The 23692-nt window shown below is 72.6% G+C and carries 19 protein-coding genes; 11 read left to right on the plus strand and 8 right to left on the minus strand.

Going from position 1 to position 23692, the window contains the following annotated elements; genetic code table 11:
• Positions 1-113 precede the first annotated feature (113 nt).
• From P3H78_RS25955 to pgi, 6 genes are all read left to right on the plus strand, one after another.
• A complete protein-coding gene (locus tag P3H78_RS25955) occupies positions 114-1325 on the plus strand; it encodes a phosphoglycerate kinase (protein ID WP_276111577.1) in 1212 nt (403 codons plus the stop codon).
• Between the two features lie 6 nt (positions 1326-1331).
• Positions 1332-2108, plus strand: coding sequence for a triose-phosphate isomerase (tpiA, locus tag P3H78_RS25960; protein WP_276111578.1), 777 nt, complete (start codon positions 1332-1334; stop codon positions 2106-2108).
• A 138-nt stretch (positions 2109-2246) separates the two neighbouring features.
• The gene (gene secG, locus P3H78_RS25965) at positions 2247-2483 is read left to right on the plus strand and encodes a preprotein translocase subunit SecG (RefSeq protein WP_276111579.1); all 237 of its coding nucleotides are present in this window, start codon (positions 2247-2249) and stop codon (positions 2481-2483) included.
• Positions 2484-2692: 209 nt separating this feature from the next.
• The gene (locus P3H78_RS25970; protein ID WP_010352468.1) at positions 2693-3028 is read left to right on the plus strand and encodes an RNA polymerase-binding protein RbpA; all 336 of its coding nucleotides are present in this window, start codon (positions 2693-2695) and stop codon (positions 3026-3028) included.
• Positions 3029-3171: 143 nt separating this feature from the next.
• A complete protein-coding gene (locus P3H78_RS25975) occupies positions 3172-4440 on the plus strand; it encodes an MFS transporter (protein WP_276111580.1) in 1269 nt (422 codons plus the stop codon).
• Between the two features lie 71 nt (positions 4441-4511).
• A complete protein-coding gene (gene pgi, locus P3H78_RS25980; protein ID WP_276111581.1) occupies positions 4512-6167 on the plus strand; it encodes a glucose-6-phosphate isomerase in 1656 nt (551 codons plus the stop codon).
• 129 nt (positions 6168-6296) lie between these two features.
• Here pgi and P3H78_RS25985 read toward each other — a convergent pair whose 3' ends face one another.
• The 3 genes from P3H78_RS25985 to P3H78_RS25995 form a co-directional block, all read right to left on the minus strand.
• Positions 6297-8579, minus strand: a complete 2283-nt coding sequence (locus P3H78_RS25985) for an ABC transporter permease (RefSeq protein WP_276111582.1) — start codon at positions 8577-8579, stop codon at positions 6297-6299.
• Between the two features lie 63 nt (positions 8580-8642).
• Positions 8643-9380 (minus strand): ABC transporter ATP-binding protein, encoded by a 738-nt coding sequence (locus P3H78_RS25990; RefSeq protein ID WP_276111603.1) that lies wholly within the window; start codon positions 9378-9380, stop codon positions 8643-8645.
• Between the two features lie 80 nt (positions 9381-9460).
• A complete protein-coding gene (locus P3H78_RS25995; RefSeq protein WP_276111583.1) occupies positions 9461-9976 on the minus strand; it encodes a PadR family transcriptional regulator in 516 nt (171 codons plus the stop codon).
• 196 nt (positions 9977-10172) lie between these two features.
• On the opposite strand from P3H78_RS25995, the gene P3H78_RS26000 reads away from it, so the two are divergent.
• The 5 genes from P3H78_RS26000 to P3H78_RS26020 all read left to right on the plus strand — a co-directional run bounded on the left by P3H78_RS26000 (position 10173) and on the right by P3H78_RS26020 (position 16882).
• Positions 10173-11444, plus strand: coding sequence for an ABC transporter substrate-binding protein (locus P3H78_RS26000; RefSeq protein ID WP_276111584.1), 1272 nt, complete (start codon positions 10173-10175; stop codon positions 11442-11444).
• Positions 11445-11606: 162 nt separating this feature from the next.
• On the plus strand, positions 11607-13280 hold the full coding sequence (locus P3H78_RS26005; protein WP_276111585.1) for a glycoside hydrolase family 13 protein: 1674 nt from the start codon (positions 11607-11609) through the stop codon (positions 13278-13280).
• Between the two features lie 60 nt (positions 13281-13340).
• Positions 13341-14669 carry an ABC transporter substrate-binding protein gene (locus P3H78_RS26010; protein WP_276111586.1) on the plus strand — a complete coding sequence of 443 codons (1329 nt, stop codon included), beginning with the start codon at positions 13341-13343 and terminating at the stop codon, positions 14667-14669.
• A gap of 6 nt (positions 14670-14675) precedes the next feature.
• Complete coding sequence (locus P3H78_RS26015; protein ID WP_276111587.1) at positions 14676-16046, plus strand: ABC transporter permease subunit; 1371 nt, start codon at positions 14676-14678, stop codon at positions 16044-16046.
• Complete coding sequence (locus P3H78_RS26020) at positions 16043-16882, plus strand: carbohydrate ABC transporter permease (RefSeq protein ID WP_276111588.1); 840 nt, start codon at positions 16043-16045, stop codon at positions 16880-16882. Before P3H78_RS26015 ends, P3H78_RS26020 begins: the two co-directional genes overlap by 4 nt.
• Positions 16883-17002: 120 nt before the next feature.
• On the opposite strand, the gene pgl is transcribed toward P3H78_RS26020, so the two are convergent.
• The 5 genes from pgl to tkt are packed head-to-tail and all read right to left on the minus strand — an operon-like array spanning position 17003 to position 23612.
• Positions 17003-17785 (minus strand): 6-phosphogluconolactonase, encoded by a 783-nt coding sequence (pgl, locus tag P3H78_RS26025; RefSeq protein ID WP_276111589.1) that lies wholly within the window; start codon positions 17783-17785, stop codon positions 17003-17005.
• Positions 17782-18831 carry a glucose-6-phosphate dehydrogenase assembly protein OpcA gene (opcA, locus tag P3H78_RS26030; RefSeq protein WP_276111590.1) on the minus strand — a complete coding sequence of 350 codons (1050 nt, stop codon included), beginning with the start codon at positions 18829-18831 and terminating at the stop codon, positions 17782-17784. Before opcA ends, pgl begins: the two co-directional genes overlap by 4 nt.
• On the minus strand, positions 18828-20366 hold the full coding sequence (zwf, locus tag P3H78_RS26035; RefSeq protein ID WP_276111591.1) for a glucose-6-phosphate dehydrogenase: 1539 nt from the start codon (positions 20364-20366) through the stop codon (positions 18828-18830). The genes opcA and zwf overlap by 4 nt, the downstream gene beginning before the upstream one ends.
• Positions 20367-20370: 4 nt before the next feature.
• On the minus strand, positions 20371-21489 hold the full coding sequence (gene tal / locus P3H78_RS26040) for a transaldolase (protein ID WP_276111592.1): 1119 nt from the start codon (positions 21487-21489) through the stop codon (positions 20371-20373).
• A gap of 35 nt (positions 21490-21524) precedes the next feature.
• A complete protein-coding gene (tkt, locus tag P3H78_RS26045) occupies positions 21525-23612 on the minus strand; it encodes a transketolase (RefSeq protein ID WP_276111593.1) in 2088 nt (695 codons plus the stop codon).
• Between the last annotated feature and the right edge of the window lie 80 nt (positions 23613-23692).

The raw sequence follows: 23692 nt of genomic DNA on the forward strand, positions 1-23692 counted from the left end.
GGTCGCGCGGTCCGAGCCCTGACGCACGTACGGCGCGCCGGTCCCGGGGACCGGCGCGCCGCCACGGCCACCAGCCCTCGTACGATCAAGAGCCCCTCCTCAGGAGTACCTTTATGAAGACGATCGACGAACTTCTCTCCGAAGGCGTGTCCGGCAAGCGGGTCTTCGTCCGCGCCGACCTGAACGTGCCGCTCGCCGACGGAGTCATCACCGACGACGGCCGCATCCGCGCCGTGCTGCCCACCGTGAAGGCCCTCGCCGAGGCCGGCGCCAAGGTGGTCGTCGCCTCCCACCTGGGCCGTCCCAAGGGGGCGCCGGACCCCGCCTTCTCCCTCCTGCCCGCCGCCGAGCGTCTCGGCGAACTGCTCGGCGCCCCCGTCGCGTTCGCCCAGGACACCGTCGGGCCCGCCGCCCACGAGGCGGTGGACGGCCTGGAGCCCGGCCAGGTCGCCGTGATCGAGAACCTGCGCTTCAACGCCGGCGAGACCTCCAAGGACGACACCGAGCGCGGCGAGTTCGCCGACCGCCTGGCCGCCCTCGCCGACGTCTACGTCGGGGACGGCTTCGGCGCGGTGCACCGCAAGCACGCCTCCGTCTACGACCTCCCGGCCCGGCTCCCGCACTACGCCGGCTACCTGATCGCCACCGAGGTCGGCGTCCTGAAGAAGCTCACCGACGACGTGAAGCGCCCCTACGTCGTCGCCCTCGGCGGCGCCAAGGTCTCCGACAAGCTCGCCGTCATCGACGAGCTGCTCGGCAAGGCCGACCGCCTCCTCGTCGGCGGCGGCATGGCGTACACCTTCCTCAAGGCCCAGGGCCACGAGGTCGGCATCTCCCTCCTGCAGGAGGACCAGATCCCGACCGTCACCGAGTACCTGGAGCGCGCCGCGAAGAACGGCGTCGAGCTGGTGCTGCCGGTCGACGTGGTGGCCTCCACGGAGTTCCCGGACCTGAAGACCAAGGCCCCCACCGAGCACGTCGTGGTCGACGCGGACAGGATCCCCGCCGACCACGAGGGCCTCGACATCGGCCCGCGGACCCGCGAGCTGTACGCCTCGAAGCTCGCCGACGCCGCCACCGTGTTCTGGAACGGGCCGATGGGCGTCTTCGAGCACCCCGACTACGCCGAGGGCACCAAGGCCGTCGCGCAGGCCCTCGTCGACTCGGACGGCTTCACCGTCGTGGGCGGCGGCGACTCCGCCGCGGCCGTCCGTACGCTGGGCTTCGACGAGTCGGCATTCGGCCACATCTCGACCGGCGGCGGCGCCTCCCTCGAATACCTCGAGGGCAAGACGCTCCCCGGCCTCGCCGCACTGGAGGACTGAACCCTGATGAGCACGCGCACGCCGCTGATGGCGGGCAACTGGAAGATGAACCTCAACCACCTCGAGGCCATCGCACACGTCCAGAAGCTCGCCTTCGCCCTGGCCGACAAGGACTACGAGGCCGTCGAGGTCGCCGTCCTGCCGCCCTTCACCGACCTGCGCTCCGTGCAGACCCTGGTCGACGGCGACAAGCTGCGGATCAAGTACGGCGCCCAGGACATCTCCCGGCACGACTCCGGCGCCTACACCGGCGAGATCTCCGGCCCGATGCTGGCCAAGCTCAAGTGCACCTACGTGGCCGTCGGCCACTCCGAGCGCCGCCAGTACCACCACGAGACCGACGAGGTGGTGAACGCCAAGGTCAAGGCCGCCTACAAGCACGGCCTCACCCCGATCCTGTGCGTCGGCGAGGAACTGGACGTCCGCGAGGCGGGCGACCACGTCGCCCACACCCTCGCGCAGGTCGAGGGCGGTCTGAAGGACGTCCCGGCCGAGCAGGCCGAGTCCGTCGTGATCGCCTACGAGCCGGTGTGGGCCATCGGCACCGGCAAGGTCTGCGGTGCCGGGGACGCCCAGGAGGTCTGCGCGGCGATCCGCGGCCGGGTCGCCGAGCTGTACTCGCAGGAGCTGGCCGACACGGTCCGTATCCAGTACGGCGGCTCCGTCAAGGCGGGCAACGTCGCCGAGATCATGGCGCAGCCCGACATCGACGGCGCCCTGGTCGGCGGTGCCTCGCTGGACGGCGACGAGTTCGTCAAGATCGTCCGCTTCCGCGACCAGTAGGTCCGCGGCGCCGCGCCGGAGCCCCGGCACGCTGCGAGTATGCGGTGACGGCGATCCGTCGTACCCTTGCGGGGGCATGGTAGGGAATCCGTACCGTGCCCCCGTCGTCCATCCGAATCCGAGGAAGTTGGTCCAGCCGTGGTTTTGGGGTTCTCGATCGCCCTGATCGTCTTCAGCCTGCTGCTGATGCTGCTGGTGCTGATGCACAAGGGGAAGGGCGGCGGCCTCTCCGACATGTTCGGTGGCGGCATGCAGTCCTCCGTCGGCGGCTCCTCGGTCGCCGAGCGCAACCTGGACCGGATCACCCTGCTCGTCGGCCTGCTGTGGCTGGCGTGCATCGTGGTGCTCGGCATCCTGATGAAGACCGCCGGCTGACGCACGGCGAAGAATCGCACATTACGCACCCGAAGCCCCATGTTCGGTGCGCGCTCCCGAGCGCGGCCTATCATGGGGCTTGCGTCTGCGTGCGGGGGACTGTAACTCCTATCACTGGACGCGCGTTGGGCCTTACGTAGACTGAGGCGCTCGCAGCGAAGCGGAACGCCTACTCGCTTCGCGGCACCATCACGCAGGGAGTTACGACCGTGGCAAGTGGCAACGCGATCCGAGGAAGCCGGGTCGGGGCGGGGCCGATGGGCGAGGCCGAGCGCGGCGAGTCCGCGCCCCGTCTGCGCATCTCCTTCTGGTGCTCCAACGGGCATGAGACGCAGCCGAGCTTCGCCAGCGACGCGCAGGTGCCCGATACCTGGGACTGCCCGCGCTGTGGCTTCCCGGCCGGCCAGGACCGGGACAACCCGCCGGCCCCGCCGCGCACCGAGCCCTACAAGACGCACCTCGCGTACGTCCGGGAGCGGCGCAGCGACGCGGACGGCGAGGCGATCCTCGCCGAGGCACTCGCCAAACTGCGGGGCGAGATCTAGGAGTTCAGGTCCGGCCGGGCACCTCGGGGTGCGGGCCGGACCTGCTGCTTCGTCCGCCCGGCCGGCCGCTCACGGCCCGTTGTCAGTGCCGCCCCCTACGGTGGTGTGCGTCGGTGCACCGGCGCACCGCGGGAGGGGGAGCCGTGACGGCGGTCGACGTGGCGGGCCCGGCGGCGCCCGCGTGGCGCGGAGGATTCGGGCGACTGTGGACGGCCGCGGTCGTCTCCCGCGTCGGGGACGCGCTGCGGGCCACCGCGCTGCCGCTGCTGGCCGTGCACCTCACCGACGAGCCCCTCGTCATCGCCGCCGTCACCGCCTGCGGCTACGTGCCCTGGCTGCTGTTCGGGCTGCTCGGCGGCGCGGTCGCGGACCGGGTGGACCAGCGGCGCGCCATGTGGGCGGTGGACCTCGTGCGCGGGCTGCTCGTCGCCGCGTTCGCGTTCGCCGTCGCGCTGGACCGGGCCTCCGTCCCGCTGCTGCTCCTGCTGGCGTTCTCGCTCACCACCCTCCAGACCCTCTTCGACAACGCCTCCACGGCCCTGCTGCCGTCGCTGGTCGACCGTGAGGCCCTCGGCAGTGCGAACGCCCGGCTGCTCACCGGCCAGCAGATCGCCGGCGGGCTGCTGGCCGGCCCGTTCGTGCCGCTGCTCCTGGCGGCCGGGGCGGGCATGCCCTTCGCCGCCGACTCCGCCACGTACCTGGTGGCCGCGGCCCTCGTGGCGTCGCTGCGGATCCGCCCGCCGGAGCGTGTGCCGCGCCCGGCCGGCAGCACCCTGCGGTCGGAGATCGGCGCGGGCCTGCACGCCCTGTGGGCCGACCGGCCGCTGCGTGCCGTCTGCGTCTCCACCCTGCTGTGCAACGTCGGCATGGGAGCCCTGATCGCCACCCTGGTGCTGCACGTGACCCGCTGGCTGCACGCGGGCAGCACCGGCTACGCGGCGGTGATGACGGCGTACGCGGCCGGCAGCATCGCGGGCGGCCTCGCCGCGCAGCGCCTCGCACGGCGCACCGGGCGGGTCCGGGCCCTGCTCCTCGCCGGCACCGTGCAGACCGCGTCGCTCGTGGTCGCGGGGACCGTGCGCCACCTCGCCGCCCTGGCCGCGGCCCTCCTCCTGCTCGGCGCGATGGGCATGGTGTGGAACGTCCACCAGGTCACCCTCATGCAGCGGCGCAGCCCCGCGCCGATGGTGGGCCGCATCTCCGCCGCCTTCCGCACCGCCTCCGTCTCCGGTGCCCCGCTCGGCGCCCTCCTCGGCGGAGCCGCCGCCCACGCCTGCGGACTCAACGCGCCCGCGTTGCTCGCCGCCGCCCTGTTCGCGCTCGCGGTCACCGCGTTGATACCCGCGCGCCGGCGGGACGTATCGGATGGTGCGCCTGAGGACGGCGTGACGGCCCGTCGCGCGGCGCACTGATCAACTAGGTTGGGACCGGCGCGTGGCACGCCACGCGGCAGGCACAGTCAGGAAGAAGGCGGAAGTCCGACATGAACGCAGACGGCCGTACCAGGCTCGACCACACGCCCGAGTGGACCGCTCTGGCCGCGCACCGCGAGGAGTTCGCCGGTACCACCCTCAGGGACCTTTTCGCGGCCGACCCGGGACGTGGCGAGCGCTGCACCCTCCACGTGGGTGATCTGCTGATCGACTACTCCAAGCATCTGGTGACCGACGAGACGTTGGCGTTGCTGCGGGAACTGGCGGTGGCGACGGATGTGTTCGGGCTGCGGGACGCGATGTTCCGTGGTGAGCGGATCAACGTCACCGAGCGGCGGGCGGTGCTGCACACGGCGTTGCGGGCGGCGCCGGACGCGGTGGTGGAGGTCGACGGGCGCAATGTGGTCCCCGAGGTCCGTGCGGTGCTGGAGAAGATGGCCGATTTCGCGGAGCGGGTGCGTTCGGGCGCGTGGACGGGTCACACCGGGCGCCGGATCCGCAATGTGGTGAACATCGGCATCGGTGGATCGGATCTGGGTCCGGCGATGGCCTATGAGGCGTTGCGGGCGTTCACGGACCGGGACATGACGGTGCGTTTCGTGTCGAACGTGGATGGTGCGGATCTGCACGAGGCGACGCGGGACCTGGATCCGGCCGAGACGTTGTTCGTGGTGGCGTCGAAGACGTTCACGACGATCGAGACGGTCACCAATGCCACGTCGGCGCGGTCGTGGCTGCTGGCGGGTCTGGGCGGGGACGAGAAGGCGGTCGCGAGGCATTTCGTGGCGCTGTCGACGAACGCGCAGGAGGTGACGGCGTTCGGGATCGACGCGGACAACATGTTCGAGTTCTGGGACTGGGTCGGGGGGCGGTACTCCTTCGACTCGGCGATCGGGCTGTCGCTGATGATCGCGATCGGTCCGGAGGCGTTCGGGGAGATGCTGGAGGGGTTCCGGGTGGTGGACGAGCACTTCCGGACGGCGCCGGCGGAGGCGAACGCGCCGTTGGTCCTGGGGCTGCTGGGGATCTGGTACGGCAACTTCTTCGACGCGCAGACGCATGCGGTGCTGCCGTACTCGCACTACCTGTCGAAGTTCACGGCGTATCTGCAGCAGTTGGACATGGAGTCCAACGGCAAGTCGGTGCAGCGTGACGGGCGGCCGGTGGACTGGCAGACGGGTCCGGTGGTGTGGGGCACGCCGGGCACGAACGGGCAGCACGCCTACTACCAGCTGATCCATCAGGGCACCAAGCTGATCCCGGCGGACTTCGTCGGTTTCGCCAATCCGGTCGGTGAGCTGGGCGGGGAGTTGGCGGCGCAGCACGACCTGCTGATGGCGAACTTCTTCGCGCAGACGCAGGCGCTGGCCTTCGGCAGGACGCCCGAGGAGGTCAGGGCCGAGGGTGTGCCCGAGGAACTGATCGCGCACAAGACGTTCCGGGGCAACCATCCCACCACCACGGTCCTGGCGGCGGGGCTGACGCCGTCGGTCCTCGGCCAGCTCGTCGCGCTGTACGAGCACAAGGTGTTCGTGCAGGGCGCGGTGTGGAACATCGACTCCTTCGACCAGTGGGGCGTGGAGCTGGGCAAGGTCCTCGCCAAACGCGTCGAACCCGCCCTGACCCAGGGCACCGACGTCCCCGGCCTCGACCCCTCCACCCAGGCCCTCGTCACCGCCTACCGGAAGCTGCGCGGCCGGGAGTAGCCGCAGGGACGGGAGGCCGCCCGGGCGGCCTCCGACGGGCACCCACGCCCGAGCCGGTCCGCCGGGCCCCCGTCCGATCAGTCAGCCCCGTCTTCAGGCTCGCGTCCCGCTTCGGGCCGATGTCCTGATTCAGGCCGCCGCGCCGAGCGTGTCCGCCAGGCGGCGGCGCGCCGCGCGGGCGGCCGGGAGCGCGGCCAGGGCGGCGGCCCCGAGCACGGCGGCCGCCCCGAAGGCCAGCACGACCGGCGCTGAGGGAGCCTGGGCGATGCCCGCCCCGATGCCGCTGGACCGGCCCTGGGCGTCGATCAGCCAGCGGGCCAGCGGCAGGCCGAGCCCGACCGCGACGACCACCGCGGCCAGCGCCGTGCAGCCCGTGGCCGTGACCGTGATCGCGGTGATCTGCCGCGGGGTGAGCCCGATCGCCTTCAGCGCCAGCAGGTCCCGCTCGCCCTCGCGGACCGCACCGCCGATCGCGGTCAGCAGCTCGATCAGCCCGATCAGCGCGAGCACGGCGATCAGTCCGGCGACGACCGCACGCAGCGGGGACAGCCCGTCGGCCGGGTCGGCCACCCGGTGCACGTCGAGACGGCCCTGCCCGGCCGCGGTCAGCGCCTGGGCGACCCGGTCCGGGTCGGCGCCGGGGCGCAGCCGCAGCCGGTACAGCGTCGGGGCCAGCCGCGGGTCGTTGGCGCGCAGGGTGTCCAGCGAGGTGGAGATGACCCGGCCGGCGTTCTCCGGCTCGATGCTGCGGCCCACGATGTGCAGGATCTGCGGCTGGCCGCCGACGGTCATCCGCACCCAGTCGCCGATCCGCACGTCCAGCAGGTCCAGCAGGCCCTGTCCGGCGACCGCCTCGTCCGGGCCGGACGCCGGGCGGCCCTCGGCGAGCGCGTAGGGGAAGGGGTCGCGGTGGGTGCCGAGGCCGCGCAGGGCGATCGTCGCGTTCTGGCCCGGTACCAGGGCCGCCGTCTCCACACCCGGGTAGACGGCGGCGATCCCGGGTGCGCGGTCCAGCAGGGCGCGAGTGCGCGCGTCGGCGGTCCCGGAGTCCGTGCGCACGGTGAGCGCGGCGGGCAGGCCCATCCGCGCGGGGCTGCTGTGGAAGCGGTCGATGGTGGTCCAGGCGCTCATCGCCACCACGATCAGCAGCAGCGGCAGCGCGAGCCGGCCGACGGCGGCGAGGCTGCGCCGGCGGCGGCCGAACGCGGTGTGCCAGCCGAGCACCAGTGCTGCCGGCAGCCGCAGGCCGAGCGCCCGCCGGGCCACGCCCGTCAGCGTTCCCCCGGCCGCGACCGCCGGCCGCACCACCGGAACCGGAGGCACACGCCCGGCCCGCCAGGCCGCGAGTCCGGTGACCGCGCCGATGAACAGCACCGCCGCCACCGGCACCGCGACCAGCGCCACGGTGTGGTCCGGCAGCCCCTGCCAGACCCCGACCGCGTCGCCGAGCCGCCCCGGCACACGGCGGCCGAGCCCCTCCGTGACGCCGGCCGCGGCGACCGCGCCGAACAGGGCGTACGCGACGTGCTGGAGGAGGAACACCCGGACCACCTGACCGGGCGTGAAGCCGATGGCCTTCAGGACCGAGATGTCCCGCAGATGGCCGCGGATGCGGGTGCCGATGGCACCGTGCACCGCGAGCCCGGCAGCGACCAGCGAGCCCAGGCCGAACAGCCCCAGCACCTGGCCGAGCAGCCGGTTGTCGCCCTGCGCCTCGGCGCGGGCCTGCTGCCAGGTGGAGACCTCGCCGACCGCGCCGGCGCCGAGCACGGTGACGGCGCGCTGGACGGCGTAGTCCGTGTCGTCGGGATCGGTCAGGCGCAGCCCGATGACCCGGCCGCCAGGGTCGCGCACCGCGGACGGCGGCGCCCACACCAGACCGGGCTGCTCACCGGGGCGGTAGCGGGGCTCGGCGCTGTCGGCGATCCCCACGACGTTCAGGGTGCGCGCGGTGCCGGGCAGGCGGAGCGTGTCCCCGGGCTCGGCCAGCAGGGCGCGGGCGAAGCGGCTGTCGAGGACCACGCCGTCCGGGTCCCGCGGGTCGAGCCAGTGCCCGGAGACCAGCAGCGGGCGGCCCACTTCGGGTCGTGCGGGCGTGCCGCGCAGCTCCGCCGGCGCGCGGGTGCCGCGGTCGGACACGGTCACCGACTCGGTGGGGTAGGGGCCGGCGACGGACTCGACGCCGTCCAGCTCGGCCAGCCTGCCGGTGTCGGCGGAGCGGACCGTGTGGATCCACACGTGCGCACCGCGGGACTGGGTGAAGATCCGCTGCCAGGGGTTGGTCGCGTATCCGAACAGCGCGGCGGCCAGCAGCAGCGAGGCGACGATGCCGGCGGTGGCGAGCACCAGGAACAGCGCCTCGCCGCGGTGCGCGCGCAGATCGGAGTGCGCCCAGCGCAGGGTGGCCCGCACCGGCTCAGTCCCTCGGCAGGCGCGCGCCGGGCGGCGCGCAGGTCAGACGGTCGTCCACCGCAGTCAGTCCCTCAGCTCCAGCACGCCGGAGATCCCCGCGCCCCGGGGCGGCGGTGTCCCGTCGAGTGCCGCGTCGTCGACGATCCGCCCGTCGAAGAAGCTGATCACCCGGTCCGCCGCGCTGGCCAGCCGGGCGTCGTGGGTGACCAGCACGATCGTCTGGCCGCGGCCGTGGAAGCGGGACAGCAGCCGCATCACCTCGCGGGTGCCCCGGCTGTCCAGGCTTCCCGCGGGTTCGTCGGCGAGCAGCAGCGGCGGGTGGTTGACCAGGGCGCGGGCGAGCGCCACCCGCTGCTGCTCGCCGCCGGACAGCTCGCCCGGCATGCTGCGCTCCTTGCCGTCCAGGCCCAGCTCGGCCAGCAGCTCCTCGCGCTCGGCGCGCGCCTGCCGGGGGGAGCGCCCGGCGAGCAGGGCGGGCAGCTCGACGTTGTCGGCGACCGACAGGTTGGAGACCAGGTTGAAGAACTGGAAGACGATCCCGATGCGCCGACGGCGCTCCTCGGCCCAGCGTGCCTCGCCGTAGCCGTCGGTGCACCGCCCGTCGAGCCAGATGCTGCCCTCGTCGGGCCGCTGGAGCCCTCCCAGCAGGTGCAGCAGCGTCGACTTCCCGGCGCCGGAGGGGCCGGTGACGGCGACGAACTCGCCGTGGGCCACGGACAGGCCGACCCCGCGCACGGCGCGTGCGGGCGCGCCCTCGCCGTGGTGGGTCTTGACCAGGCCCTCGGCGCGCAGCACGGGCACGTCGCCGGTGTGCGGCCCGGGCTCGCCGGCGCGAGGTGCCGGGACGTCCGCGGGACGCCGGGCAGGAGGGCGGGTGTCGCTCACTCCAGCTCCTCCAACTCCTCCTGGCACCGCTCCAGCCAGTCGAGGTCGGCCTGAAGGTGCAGCATCGCGCCCTCGATCAGCAGATGGGCCATCCGGTTGTCGCGGTCCTCCGCGGCGGCCAGCTTCGACAGGTTGCGCATGGTGGTGAGGTACTGGCGCCGCTGCTTGTTGATGAGGGCGATCTGGTCGGCGAGACCGGTCTGCGGGGCGAGCGCGAGCTTCATGAAGAACTCGTCCCGCACCCGAGGCTCGTCCTCGGTCTCCTCGTACCAGGCGCGCAGCGCCTCCCGCCCGGCGTCGGTGAGGTGGTAGATCTTCTTGTTGGGCCGGCTGGACTGCTGCACCTCCTCGCCCTCGATCAGACCCGTCTTCTCGAGGCGGCCGAGGGTGACGTAGATCTGGCCGACGTTCGGCTGAGGGTACGCGGAGCCCAGCAGTTGCTCAAGGTCCTGCTTCAGCTCGTACCCGTGGGCGGGGCCGCGCGCGAGGAGTGCCAGGAGAGGCAGGCGCACTCGTGCTGTCCTCCTAGTCCTCGTCAGGTGCTCCGGGCCCGTGGGGCCGGTCGTCCGCCCCCGTCCGCCCCCGTCCGCACCGTGGACGGACGGCGGGGGATCGGCGCCGGGCCCTAGTATCGCTCATACCTAACGGGTATACATGGCCACTGACCCCGGGCGAGGAGGCCCGGTGCCGGTGCACAGGGAGGAACCTATGCGGTGGATGCGCGCCGCCGGTAGGGGCCTGCTCGTCCTGGCTGTGATCATGACCGGGTACGTGGTCTCCGGGGCCCGCGCCGACGAGGGCGGCGGCGCCGGGCGCGGCCCGCTCACCCTGGCCACCGCCGGGGACCTCACCGGCTACCTCGGACCGCTGCTGGAGGGCTGGAACCGCACCCATCCCGGGGAGCGGGTCACCCTGGTCGAACTGCCGGACTCCGCCGACGAGACGCATGCGCAGATGACGACCGACCTGCGCGGCGGCGACCGCAGCCGGTTCGACGTCCTCAACATCGACGTCAACTGGACCTCCGAGTTCGCGGCGGCCGGCTGGATCCGCCCGCTGCCCCGCGACCGCTTCCCGCTGGACTCCTTCCTCCCGCCGGTCGTCGGCACCGCCACCTACGACGGGCGGCTGTACGCCGTCCCCTACGTCACCAACGCCGGTCTGCTCCTGTACCGCAAGGACGTCCTGGCCAAGGAGGGGGTCCCGCCGCCGCGCACCTGGGCGGAGCTGGAGCACGACGCGAAGACGATCGCGCCGAAGTACGGACTGGGCGGCTACGCGGGACAGTTCCTGCCCTACGAGGGCCTCACCGTCAACGCGGCCGAGGCGGTGTACTCGGCGGGCGGCAGCATCCTCGGCGACGAGGGGGCGCGCGTCACCGTCGACTCCGCCGCGGCCCGCGAGGGCATCGGCTTCCTCGCCCGCGGCGTCCGCGAGGGCTGGATCCCCCGGCAGGCGCTGTCCTACAAGGAGGAGGAGTCCAAGCGGGCGTTCCAGGACGGCCGGCTGCTCTTCCTGCGCAACTGGCCCTACGCCTACGTCTCCGCCTCCGCCCCGGGCTCCGCGGTCGCCGGGAAGATCGGCGCCGTGCCGCTGCCAGGGCCCGACGGCCCCGGGACCAGCGTCCTCGGCGGCTCCGACCTGGCCGTCAACACGCATGCGCGGCACCCCGACTCCGCCGCCCGGCTGATCGCCTACCTCACCGGCGAGCGCGTCCAGCGCGAGGTCCTCACCCGCGGCGCACTGCCACCGGTGCGCGCCGCGCTCTACGCGGATCCGGAGCTGGTGCGGCGCTTCCCGTACTTGCCGACGCTGCGCGCCGCCGTGCTCGCGGCCGCGCCGCGCCCCAAGAGCCCGCACTACGACCAGGTCAGTCTGGTCGTGCAGGCCGTCGTGCACGACGCACTGACGGGGCACCAGACGCCGGAGGCCGCGGTGCGCCGGCTGGCGCGCGAGCTCGCCGCCGTGTCCCACCGGTAGACCCGCGCAGGTCGACTCTTCCCTCTCCTAGTTACATGTTAGGTAACGCGGACGTCTCATCTCTGCCATGCATGACCCGAAATGCCCAGGTATGGAAGGCGAACCAGCCGGTAGCCTGCGGTCAATTCATTGACACCCTCGCGACACGCCTACTTAACATGCATGCACAACGTCAGCACGCACAGACAGGTCCACGGGGTGAGTGACAAGCACATCGACAGCCGTCGCTGGTGGCGGGACGCGGTCATCTACCAGGTGTACGTCCGCAGCTTCCTGGACAGCACCGGCGACGGCATCGGCGACCTGGCGGGCGTCCGGACCGGGCTGCCGTACCTCAAGAAGCTCGGTGTCGACGGGATCTGGCTGAGCCCCTTCTACCCCTCGCCCCAGCACGACCACGGCTACGACGTGGCGGACTACTGCGACGTCGACCCGGTCTTCGGCGACCTCGGCGAGTTCGACCGGCTGATGGCGGCCGCCCACCGGCTCGGCATCCGGGTCCTGCTCGACATCGTCCCCAACCACTGCTCCAGCGCCCACCCGTGGTTCCGCGAGGCGCTCGCCTCCGCCCCCGGCAGTGCGGCCCGCGCCCGCTTCCACTTCGCCGACGGCCGCGGCCCCGGCGGCGACGAGCCGCCGAACAACTGGCACGCCATGTTCGGCGGCCCGGCCTGGACCCGCGTCACCGATGCGGACGGCCGGCCCGGCCAGTGGTACCTGCACATGTTCACCCCCGAGCAGCCCGACTGGAACTGGCGCGACCCCGAGGTCGCCGCCGAGTTCGACCGGGTGCTGCGGTTCTGGCTCGACCGGGGCGTCGACGGCTTCCGCATCGACGTCGCGGCCGGCCTCTACAAGCACCCCGAACTGCCCGACTCCCCGGACCCGGAGGCCGACGCCCGCACTCGCGACTCGGTCAACCCGCTCGCCTGGAACCAGCCCGAGGTGCACGACGTGTGGCGGCACTGGCGGTCCGTGTGCGAGGAGTACACCGCGCACGACGGCCGGGAACGCCTGCTGGTCGGCGAGGTGTCCGTGCCCACCGCCCGGGAGCACGCGCGCTACGTCCGCGCCGACGAACTGCACCAGGCCTTCTTCTTCGACCTGCTCGGCGCCCCCTGGGACCCCGACGCCTTCCGCAAGGTCATCGCCGAGGCGATGGAGGACATCGCCGGGACCGGCTCCACGGTCACCTGGGTCCTCAACAACCACGACCAGGTCCGCACCGTCACCCGTTACGGCGGACCCGCCACCGAGGGCAGCGGCCTCGGCACCGCCCGCGCCCGCGCCGCCGCCCTGCTGATGCTGGCGCTGCCCGGCGCGGCCTACGTCTACCAGGGCGAGGAACTGGGCCTGCCCGAGGTCGTCGACCTGCCCGACGAGGTGCTCACCGATCCCATCTTCCGCCGCACCGGCAGCCGCGCCCGGGTCCGCGACGGCTGCCGGGTGCCGCTGCCGTGGTCGGGGCAGGCGTCCCCGTTCGGCTTCACCTCCGGTGTCGAGGGCGCCCGGCCGTGGCTGCCCCAGCCGGACTGGTTCGCCGAGCACGCCACCGACCGCGCCCTGGCCGACACCAGCTCCTTCTGGCACCTGTACCGCGACGGACTCCACCTGCGGTCCGTGCTGCCGCAGCTGGGGGAGGGCACGCTGCACTGGCTGGACACCCCGCCCGGCGTCCTCGGGTTCGTCCGCGGCGACGGCCTGGTCTGCGCCGTCAACTTCGGCACGGCCTCCGCCCCCGCCCCCGTCCCCGGCACCCCGCTGCTCGCCAGCGGCCCCTGCCCGCCCGGAGTGCTGCCCGGCTCCACGGCCGCCTGGTGGATCTCCGGCGCCTGACCCCCCCGCGATCCTTCTCGTCCCTCCCGCCCGTACCCCTCCTCCCGAAGGACATCGACGATGATGCGACGACGTACCACCACCCTGCTCTCCGGCTGCACCGCCGTCCTGCTCGCCCTCGGCGCGACCGCCTGCGGCGGCGGCCCCGTCGCGGCAGGCGGCGGCGACAAGGCACTCAGCGGTCAGACCGTGACGGTGGCCGGTGTCTGGACCGGCAGCGAGCAGAAGAACTTCCAGAAGGTGCTCGACGCGTTCTCCGCGAAGACCGGCGCCAAGACGCAGTTCATCTCCACCGGCGACAACGTCTCCACCGTCGTCGGCAGCAAGATCGAGGGCGGCAACGCCCCCGACGTCGTGATGGTCCCGCAGGTCGGCGTGCTCCAGCAGTTCGCCCGCAAGGGCTGGCTGACCCCGCTGTCCGCCACCGCGCAGCGGACCGTCACCGCCGACTACGCGCCGGTGTGGGCGAAGTACGGCAGCGTCGACGGCTCCCTGTACGGCCTCTACTTCAAGGCCGCCCACAAGTCGACCGTCTGGTACAGCCCCGACGCGCTCACCCAGGCCGGTGTCAAGCCGCCGAAGACGTACGACGAGATGCTCAAGGCCGGGCACACCGTCGCCGACTCCGGGCTCGCCGCCTTCTCCGTCGCCGGCCAGGACGGCTGGACCCTCACCGACTGGTTCGAGAACATCTACCTCTCCCAGGCCGGACCGCAGAAGTACGACGCCCTCGCCGCGCACCGGCTGAAGTGGACCGACGCCAGCGTCGTGAAGGCCCTCGGCACCCTCGGCACGCTCTTCAAGGACAAGCAGCTGATCGCGGGCGGGCAGAAGGAGGCCCTCAACACCGACTTCCCCGGCTCGGTCGAGAAGGTCTTCGGCCCCAAGCCCGAGGCGGGCATGGTCTACGAGGGCGACTTCGTCGCCGGAGTCGCCCACGACCAGTTCGGCCGCACCGTCGGCAAGGACGCGAACTTCTTCCCCTTCCCGCCCGTCGCCGGCGGCAGCGCACCCGTGGTCAGCGGAGGCGACGCGGCCGTCGTCCTCAAGGACGGCAAGAACGCCAAGGCCGGCATGAAGCTCCTGGAGTACCTGGCCACCCCCGAGGCCGCGGCCGTGTGGGCGAAGGCGGGCGGCTTCCTCTCCCCGAACCGGAAGGTCGCCCTCTCCTCCTACGGCGACGCCGTCGCCCGCGCCACCGCCAAGTCCCTGGTCGGCGCGGGCGACTCGGTCCGCTTCGACATGTCCGACCAGGCGCCGGCCGCGTTCGGCGGCACCAAGGGCGCCGGCGAGTGGAAGCTGCTCCAGGACTTCCTGCGCGACCCCTCCGACCCGAAGGCCACGGCGGCCGCGCTGGAGGCCGCCGCGGCCAAGGCCTACAAGGGCTGACCCGCGATGACCGCCACCTCCGTCACCCCCCGCGAGGGGGCGAGCCCCCCGCCGGCCGGGGCGGGCGCCGCGCGGGCCCGGCGCCTGCGCCGGCGCGGCCGGGCCGTCGCCGTGCTCTTCGCCCTCCCCGCGCTGCTGCTGCTCGGCGCGCTCGTCGTCTACCCGGTCCTGTTCTCCGTCGGACGCAGCCTCTTCGACGCCTCCGGCACCCGCTTCGTCGGCGGCGCGAACTACACCGAGATGTTCCGCGACCCCGCGACGGTCACCGCCATCCGCAACACCGCGATCTGGGTCGTCGTCGCCCCGGCCCTGCTGACGGGTCTGGGCCTGGTCCTCGCCGTCCTGGTGGAGAAGATCCGCTGGGCCACCGCCTTCAAGCTGCTGCTGTTCCTGCCGATGGCGGTGTCCTTCCTGGCCGCCGGGATCATCTTCCGGCTCGCCTACGACGAGGACCCGGGCAAGGGCGTGCTGAACGCGGCCGCCGTCTCGGTGCACGACGCCTTCCGCGGGACGTCCCCCTACCCGACCGCCCGCGCCCGCGAGGGCCACGGGCTCACCGCGGGCCGGGACGGCTCGTACACCACGGGCACCACGGTGCGGCCGGGCAGCACGGTCGCCCTGCCGATGGTGGGCGTGCTGCCCAAGGACCTGCCCCGCGGCGCGGCCCCCGCCTACCCGGCGGCCGGGCGAAGGGCCGCGGCCGGCGAGGTGCGCGGGGTCGTCTACCTGGACTTCACGCCCGGGGGCGGCGGCCGCCAGGGCCGCGTCGACCGGCGGGAGAGCGGCCTGCCCGGGATGGCGGTCGAGGCACGGCACGACGGGCGGACGGTCGCCCGCACGACCACCGCCTCCGACGGCTCCTTCCGCTTCCCCGGTCTCGCCGCGGGGACGTACACGCTGACGCTGCCCGCGCAGAACTTCGCGGCGCCCTACACGGGCGTGTCCTGGCTGGGACCGGCCCTCGTCACCCCGGCGATCATCGGCGCCTACCTGTGGATCTGGACCGGGTTCGCGATGGTGCTGATCGGGGCGGGCCTGTCCACGCTGCCCCGGGACGCGCTGGAGGCGGCGCGGATGGACGGGGCCAACGAGTGGCAGATCTTCCGGCGGATCACCGTCCCGCTGCTCGCCCCCGTCCTGACCGTCGTCTTCGTCACCCTCGTGATCAACGTGATGAAGGTCTTCGACCTCGTCTACGTCATCGCGCCCGGCCCCGTGCAGCAGGACGCGACCGTGCTCGCGACCCAGATGTGGCTGGTGTCCTTCGGCGGCGGCAACGACCAGGGGCTCGGCAGCGCCCTCGGCGTGCTCCTGCTGCTGCTGGTGGTCCCCGCCATGGTCTTCAACGTCCGCCGCTTCCGAAGGAGTCAGCGATGAACGCCGTCAGGCGGGGCCTGGGCAACGGGCTGGTGCAGGCCTTCCTCGTGGTGATCGGCCTGGTCTGGCTGACCCCCCTGGCCGGGCTGTTCCTGTCGTCGCTGCGGTCGGCGGAGGACTCCGCGAAGGGCGGCTGGTGGACCGCCCTCGCGTCCCCCGGGCAGCTGTCCTTCGACAACTACACGGCGCTGCTGAAGAACGCCGGCATCACCCAGGCGTTCTGGAACACGGTGCTGATCTCGGTGCCGGCGACGGTGCTCGTGGTGACGCTCGCGGCGCTCGCCGGATACGCCTTCGCCTGGCTCGACTTCCCCGCACGCGAGCCGTTGTTCCTGCTGGTGGTGGCGCTGCTCGTGGTGCCCGTGCAGATCGGCCTGCTGCCGGTGGCCAAACTCTTCGGCGCGCTGGGACTGTTCGGCACCATCCCCGGAGTGGTGCTCTTCCACGTGGCCTACGGGCTGCCGTTCGCGGTGTTCCTGCTGCGGAACTACTTCGCCGAGATGCCGAAGGAGATGCTGGAGGCGGCGCGGATGGACGGCGGCGGCGAGTGGCGGATCTTCACCCGGCTGGTGCTGCCGGTGGGGCGGCCCGCGATCGCGAGCCTCGCCATCTTCCAGTTCCTGTGGGTGTGGAACGACATGCTGGTCGCGCTGCTCTTCGCCGACAGCTCCTCCCAGCCGCTGACCGTGCAACTCCAGTCGCAGATCCGTCAGTTCGGAAGCAACGTCGACGTGCTGGCGCCGGGCGCCTTCCTGTCCCTGATCGTGCCGGTCGTGGTGTTCTTCGCCTTCCAGCGCCACTTCGTCCAGGGCGTGATGGCGGGATCGGTGAAATAGCGCCTCCGGGAATCCCGGGATCCTCCCGGGACCCGGACAGCGGACGGGGCGGTCACCGGTGACGAACACCGGTGACCGCCCCGTCCGTTCGGGCCGTCGGGCCCGTGGCGGTGCCGCCCCTCAGGCCGACGCCGGCGGGTACAGCGACCTCGGCAGCTGCGAGGCCGCCGCGGTGTCCAGCAGCCACAGGGTCCGGGCCCGGCCCCGGGCACCCGCGGCCGGGGCCTGGATCTCGCCGGCGCCCGAGAGGGCCATGGCCACCGCGTTCGCCTTGTCCTCGCCCGCGGCCAGCAGCCACACCTCGCGTGCCGCCCGGATCGCCGGGAGGGTCAGCGAGACGCGGGTCGGCGGCGGCTTCGGGGAGCCGTGGACGCCGACCACCATGCGCTCCGTCTCCCGCACCCCCGGGTGCTCGGGGAACAGCGAGGCCACGTGCGTGTCCGGGCCCACGCCCAGCATGAGCACGTCGAAGGTGGGCACCCCGCCGTGGTTCTGCGGAACCGCGGCGCGGGCCAGCTCCTCGGCGTAGGCCTCCGCCGCCGCCTCGACGTCCGAGCCGTACGGTCCGTCCGACGCGGGCATGGCGTGCACGCGCTTCGGGTCCAGCGGCACGGAGTCCAGCAGCGCCTCGCGGGCCTGCGTGACATTGCGCTCGGGATCGCCCTCGGGCAGGAACCGCTCGTCGCCCCACCACAGGTCCAGCCGGCCCCAGTCGACGGCGTCCCGGGCGGGGGCCGCCGCCAGCGCGGCGAGGACCCCGTTGCCGTTGCGGCCGCCGGTGAGGACCACGGACGCCGACCCCGTCGACGCCTGCGCGTCCACGATCCGCGTGATCAGGCGGGCCGCGGCGGCCTGCGCCATCAGCTCCTTGTCGCGGTGCACGACCAGCTGCGGTGCGCTCATGACGCCGCCGCCTTCCGTGCCGGGGCCTTGCGCGCGGTCTTGGCGGCCGCCCGCTGCGCCGGGGCCTTCGCCTTCTCCGGCCCGGACCCGCCCGCGCCGTCGCCACCGGCCCCGCCGGACGCCCCGGCCAGCCGGTCCACGCCGAAGCGCAGCGCCGACGCGTACGTGTCGTCCGGGTCGAGCCGTCGCAGCTCCTCCGCGATCAGCTCGGCGGTGTCCCGCCGCTTGAGGGCCACCGCACGCTGCGGCTGCCCCTGGACGGACAGCGATGCCAGCCGTCCGTCCGCCCGGTCCAGGGTGATCGGACCGCAGTCGGTGTCCATGCGGACCGCGGTCAGTCCGGGACCGGACGACGACGAACGCGTGACCGGCACGTCCAGCCGGTCCGCGAGCCACATCGCCAGCAGCTCGCAGCTCGGGTTGAACTCCTCGCCCTCCACCTCGACGGCCTGCACCCGGCAGGTCACCTGGTCCAGCGCCGCCGCCAGCATCGAGCGCCACGGCGTGATCCGGGTCCAGGAGAGGTCGGTGTCGCCCGGCGTGTAGGCCTCGGCGCGGGCCGTCAGGGCCCGCACCGGTTCCTCGGCCGTGTAGGTGTCGGTGACCCGTCGCTGCGCGAGGGCGCCCAGCGGGTCCCTGGCCGGGTCGAGCGGTGCGTCCACCGGCCACCAGACCACGACCGGGGCGTCCGGCAGCAGCAGTGGCAGCACCACGGACTGGGCGTGGTCGGAGACCTCGCCGTACAGCCGCAGCACCACCGTCTCGCCGGTGCCCGCGTCCGCGCCCACCCGCACCTCGGCGTCCAGGCGCGAGGAGGTCCGGTCGCGCGGGGTGCGCGAGACGCGCCTGATGACGACCAGCGTGCGCGAGGGGTGCTCGCGCGAGGCGTCGTTGGCCGCCTTCAGGGCGTCGTAGGCGTTCTCCTCGTCGGTGACGATGACCAGGGTGAGCACCATGCCGACGGCGGGGGTGCCGATGGCCCGTCGGCCCTGTACCAGCGCCTTGTTGATCTTGCTGGACGTGGTGTCGGTCAGGTCCATCTTCATGGCCGGCGCCAGCTCCGTCCGTCTCGTGCCAGCATGTCGTCCGCCTCGGCGGGCCCCCACGTCCCGGACGGGTACTGGGCGGGCTTGCCGTGCTTGTCCCAGTGCGTCTCGATCGGGTCGAGGATCTTCCAGGACAGCTCGACCTCCTCCGTGCGCGGGAAGAGGTTGGAGTCGCCGAGCAGGACGTCCAGGATCAGGCGCTCGTACGCCTCGGGGCTGGACTCGGTGAAGGACTCGCCGTAGGCGAAGTCCATGGACACGTCACGGATCTCCATCGACGTGCCCGGCACCTTGGAGCCGAAGCGCACCGTGACGCCCTCGTCGGGCTGGACGCGGATGACGATGGCGTTCTGGCCCAGCTCCTCGGTCGCCGTGGTGTCGAAGGGGGAGTGGGGGGCGCGCTGGAAGACCACCGCGATCTCCGTCACCCGGCGCCCGAGCCGCTTGCCGGTGCGCAGGTAGAAGGGGACGCCCGCCCAGCGGCGGTTGTCGATCCCCAGCTTCACCGCGGCGTAGGTGTCGGTCTTCGACTTCTTGTCGATGCCCTCTTCCTCGAGGTAGCCGATGACCTTCTCGCCGCCCTGCCAGCCGGCCGCGTACTGCCCGCGCACGGTCGACCGGCCCAGGTCCTTCGGCAGCCTCACCGCGCCGAGCACCTTGGTCTTCTCCGCCGCGAGCGCGTCGGCGCTGAAGGAGGACGGCTCCTCCATCGCGGTCAGCGCCATCAGCTGGAGCAGGTGGTTCTGGATGACGTCCCGGGCGGCGCCGATGCCGTCGTAGTAGCCCGCGCGGCCGCCGATGCCGATGTCCTCGGCCATCGTGATCTGCACGTGGTCCACGAAGGACCGGTTCCAGATCGGCTCGAACATCGTGTTGGCGAAGCGCAGCGCCAGGATGTTCTGGACGGTCTCCTTGCCCAGGTAGTGGTCGATGCGGAAGACCTGCTCCGGGGCGAAGACCTCGTGCACGATCCGGTTGAGCTCCTCGGCCGACTTCAGGTCGTGGCCGAAGGGCTTCTCGATCACCGCGCGCCGCCAGGCCCCGTCCGTCTGATCGGCGAGCTGGTGCTTCTTCAGCTGCTGGATGACCACCGGGAAGGACTTCGGCGGCACGGACAGGTAGAAGGCGAAGTTGCCGCCCGTGCCCTGCGCCTTGTCGAGTTCCTCGATCGTCGCGCGCAGCCGCTCGAAGGCGTCGTCGTCGTCGAAGGTGCCCTGCACGAAGCGCATCCCCTGGATGAGCTGCTGCCAGACCTCCTCGCGGAACGGCGTCCGCGCGTGCTCCTTGACCGCGTCGTGCACGACCTGGGCGAAGTCCTCGTGCTCCCAGTCGCGCCGGGCGAAGCCGACGAGCGAGAAGCCCGGCGGCAGCAGCCCGCGGTTGGCCAGGTCGTACACGGCCGGCATGAGCTTCTTGCGCGACAGGTCGCCCGTCACGCCGAAGATGACCAGGCCCGACGGCCCCGCGATGCGCGGGAGCCGTCGGTCGGCGGGGTCACGGAGCGGGTTCGCTCCGCTCCCGGAGAGGGGCGCCAAGGTCTCAGCCCTCCGCGGGGGTGAGGCGCTCCAGCTCCGCCTCGGTCGACTTCAGCAGGTCGTTCCAGGACGCCTCGAACTTCTCGACGCCCTCGTCCTCCAGGACCTGGACCACGTCGTCGTACGAGATCCCGAGCCGCCCCAGCGCGTCGAGCTCGGCGCGGGCCTGCGCGTACGTGCCGGTGATCGCGTCGCCGCGGATCACGCCGTGGTCCTCGGAGGCCTCCAGGGTGGCCTCCGGCATGGTGTTGACGGTGTTCGGCGCCACCAGCTCCTCGACGTACATGGTGTCCTTGTACGCCGGGTCCTTCACGCCGGTGGAGGCCCACAGCGGACGCTGCTTGTTGGCGCCCGCCCGCTCCAGTGCGCTCCAGCGGTCCGAGGAGAAGACCTCCTCGTAGGCCTCGTAGGCCAGGCGCGCGTTGGCGATGCCCGCCTTGCCGCGCAGCTCCTTCGCCTCGGGCGTGCCGAGGGCGTCGATGCGCTTGTCGACCTCGGTGTCCACGCGGGACACGAAGAAGGACGCCACGGAGTGGATCTTCGAGAGGTCCAGGCCCTTCTCGCGGGCCTTCTCCAGACCCGTGAGGTAGGCGTCCATGACCGCGCGGTAGCGCTCGAGCGAGAAGATCAGCGTGACGTTGACGCTGATGCCGTTGCCGATGGTCTCGGTGATCGCCGGCAGGCCCGCGAGGGTGGCCGGGATCTTGATGAGGGTGTTGGGGCGGTCCACCAGCCAGGCCAGCTGCCGGGCCTCGGCGGCGGTCGCCCTCGCGTTGTGCGCCAGGCGCGGGTCGACCTCGATGGAGACCCGGCCGTCCTGGCCGCCGGTGGCGTCGAAGACCGGCCGCAGGATGTCCGCGGCGTCCCGGACGTCCGCGGTGGTGATCATGCGGACGGCCTCGTCGACCGTCACGCGGCGGGAGGCCAGGTCGGCGAGCTGCCGCTCGTACCCGTCGCCCTGCGAGATCGCCTTCTGGAAGATCGTCGGGTTGGTGGTGACGCCCACGACGTGCTGCTGGTCGATCAGCTCGGCGAGGTTGCCGGACGTGATCCGCTTGCGCGACAGGTCGTCCAGCCAGATCGCGACGCCTTCCTCGGAGAGGCGCTTCAGTGCGTCTGTCATGGAATGAGTCATCTCCTACGTGTCGTATACGAGCGTCAGCGCCGGACGTCGGCGAGGGATTCCCGGGCCTTGGCGGCCACGTTCTCGGCGGTGAAGCCGAACTCGCGGAAGAGGACCTTGGCGTCCGCCGAGGCCCCGAAGTGCTCCAGGGAGACGATCCGGCCGGCGTCGCCCACGTACTTGTGCCAGGTCAGGCCCACGCCCGCCTCGACGGCGACCCGGGCCCGCACCGACGGCGGCAGCACGCTGTCCCGGTACGCCTGGTCCTGCTCCTCGAACCACTCCACGCACGGCATGGACACCACCCGGGTGGGGACGCCCTCCGCCTGGAGCTGCTCGCGGGCCCCGACGGCCACGTGGACCTCGGAACCGGTGGCGATCAGGACGACCTCCGGCGTGCCGCCCTCGGCCTCGAACAGCACGTAGCCGCCGCGCGCGGCGTTGTCGTCCGGCTCGTAGGTCGGCACGCCCTGGCGGGTCAGCGCCAGGCCGTGCGGGGTGCCCTTGCCGAACTCCTTGGTCCAGCGGCGCTGGATCTCCCGCCAGGCGATCGCGGTCTCGTTGGCGTCGGCCGGGCGGACCACGTTCAGGCCCGGGATGGCGCGCAGCGAGGCCAGGTGCTCGACCGGCTGGTGGGTCGGGCCGTCCTCGCCCAGGCCGATGGAGTCGTGCGTCCACACGTACGTCACCGGCAGGTGCATCAGGGCCGACAGGCGCACCGCGTTGCGCATGTAGTCGGAGAAGACGAGGAACGTGCCGCCGTAGACACGGGTGTTGCCGTGCAGCGTGATGCCGTTCATCTCCGCGGCCATCGCGTGCTCGCGGATGCCGAAGTGGAGGGTGCGGCCGTACGGGTCGGCCTCCGGCAGCGGGTTGTCCGCCGGGAGGAACGACGACGTCTTGTCGATCGTCGTGTTGTTGGAGCCCGCCAGGTCCGCGGAGCCGCCCCACAGCTCGGGCACGATCTCGCCCAGGGCCTGGAGGACCTTGCCGGACGCGGCGCGGGTGGCGACACCCTTGCCCGCCTCGAAGACCGGGATCTTCTCCTCCCAGCCGGTGGGCAGCTCGCCCCGGCTGATGCGGTCGAACTCGGCGGCGCGCTCGGCGTTGTTGTTGCGCCACTCCTGGAAGGACTTCTCCCACGCGGCCTTGGCCTGGCGGCCTCGGTCGAGGGCCTGCCGGGTGTGGCCGATCACCTCGTCGGAGACCGCGAAGGACTGCTCCGGGTCGAAGCCGAGGACGCGCTTGGTGGCCGCGACCTCGTCGTCGCCGAGCGCCGAGCCGTGCGCGGCCTCGGTGTTCTGCGCGTTCGGGGCCGGCCAGGCGATGATGGAGCGCATCGCGATGAAGGACGGCCGGTCGGTGACGGCCTTGGCCTCCTGGATCGCGGCGAAGATCGCCTGCGGGTCGAGGTCGCCGTTCGCCTGCGGCTGCACGCGCTGGACGTGCCAGCCGTACGCCTCGTAGCGCTTGGCGGTGTCCTCGGAGACGGCCGTCTCGGTGTCGCCCTCGATCGAGATGTGGTTGTCGTCCCACAGCAGGACCAGGTTGCCGAGCTTCTGATGGCCGGCCAGCGAGGAGGCCTCGGAGGAGATGCCCTCCTGGAGGCAGCCGTCACCGGCGATGCAGAAGACGTAGTGGTCGAAGGGGGACTCGCCCTGCGGGGCCTCGGGGTCGAACAGCCCGCGCTCGAAGCGCGCGGCCATCGCCATGCCCACCGCGTTGGCGACACCCTGGCCCAGCGGGCCGGTCGTGGTCTCCACGCCCTTGGTGTGGCCGTACTCCGGGTGGCCCGGGGTCTTCGAACCCCAGGTGCGGAAGGACTCCAGGTCCTCCAGCTCCAGTCCGAACCCGGCCAGGTACAGCTGGGTGTAGAGGGTCAGGGAGGAGTGGCCGGCGGACAGCACGAAGCGGTCGCGGCCCACCCACTGCGGATCGGCGGGGTCGTGCCGCATCACCTTCTGGAAGAGGGTGTAGGCGGCCGGAGCCAGGCTCATCGCCGTGCCGGGATGGCCGTTGCCGACCTTCTGTACGGCGTCGGCGGCCAGTACGCGTGCGGTGTCCACCGCGCGCTGGTCCAACTCGGTCCACTCGAGGTCTGTGGTGGTCGGCTTGGTGCTCACCCTGGGTCAGGGCTCCTCTCCACATGTCGGATGCCGGTGAACTGGACGCCCACCGGCTGCCGGCGTTCTCGGCGTCGGCC

The sequence above is a fragment of the Streptomyces tropicalis genome (assembly GCF_029269835.1).
GTDB classification, from domain to species: Bacteria; Actinomycetota; Actinomycetes; order Streptomycetales; family Streptomycetaceae; genus Streptomyces; species Streptomyces tropicalis.

What these genes read in the sequence shown, in the direction of transcription:
- P3H78_RS25955 (WP_276111577.1), top strand. Translation starts at nt 114, where the DNA reads ATGAAGACGATCGACGAACTTCTCTCCGAAGGCGTGTCCGGCAAGCGG.
- tpiA (WP_276111578.1), top strand. Translation starts at nt 1,332, where the DNA reads ATGAGCACGCGCACGCCGCTGATGGCGGGCAACTGGAAGATGAACCTC.
- pgi (WP_276111581.1), top strand. Translation starts at nt 4,512, where the DNA reads ATGAACGCAGACGGCCGTACCAGGCTCGACCACACGCCCGAGTGGACC.
- P3H78_RS26000 (WP_276111584.1), top strand. Translation starts at nt 10,173, where the DNA reads ATGCGGTGGATGCGCGCCGCCGGTAGGGGCCTGCTCGTCCTGGCTGTG.
- P3H78_RS26005 (WP_276111585.1), top strand. Translation starts at nt 11,607, where the DNA reads ATGCACAACGTCAGCACGCACAGACAGGTCCACGGGGTGAGTGACAAG.
- P3H78_RS26010 (WP_276111586.1), top strand. Translation starts at nt 13,341, where the DNA reads ATGATGCGACGACGTACCACCACCCTGCTCTCCGGCTGCACCGCCGTC.
- P3H78_RS26015 (WP_276111587.1), top strand. Translation starts at nt 14,676, where the DNA reads ATGACCGCCACCTCCGTCACCCCCCGCGAGGGGGCGAGCCCCCCGCCG.
- P3H78_RS26020 (WP_276111588.1), top strand. Translation starts at nt 16,043, where the DNA reads ATGAACGCCGTCAGGCGGGGCCTGGGCAACGGGCTGGTGCAGGCCTTC.
- pgl (WP_276111589.1), bottom strand. Translation starts at nt 17,785, where the DNA reads ATGAGCGCACCGCAGCTGGTCGTGCACCGCGACAAGGAGCTGATGGCG.
- opcA (WP_276111590.1), bottom strand. Translation starts at nt 18,831, where the DNA reads ATGAAGATGGACCTGACCGACACCACGTCCAGCAAGATCAACAAGGCG.
- tal (WP_276111592.1), bottom strand. Translation starts at nt 21,489, where the DNA reads ATGACAGACGCACTGAAGCGCCTCTCCGAGGAAGGCGTCGCGATCTGG.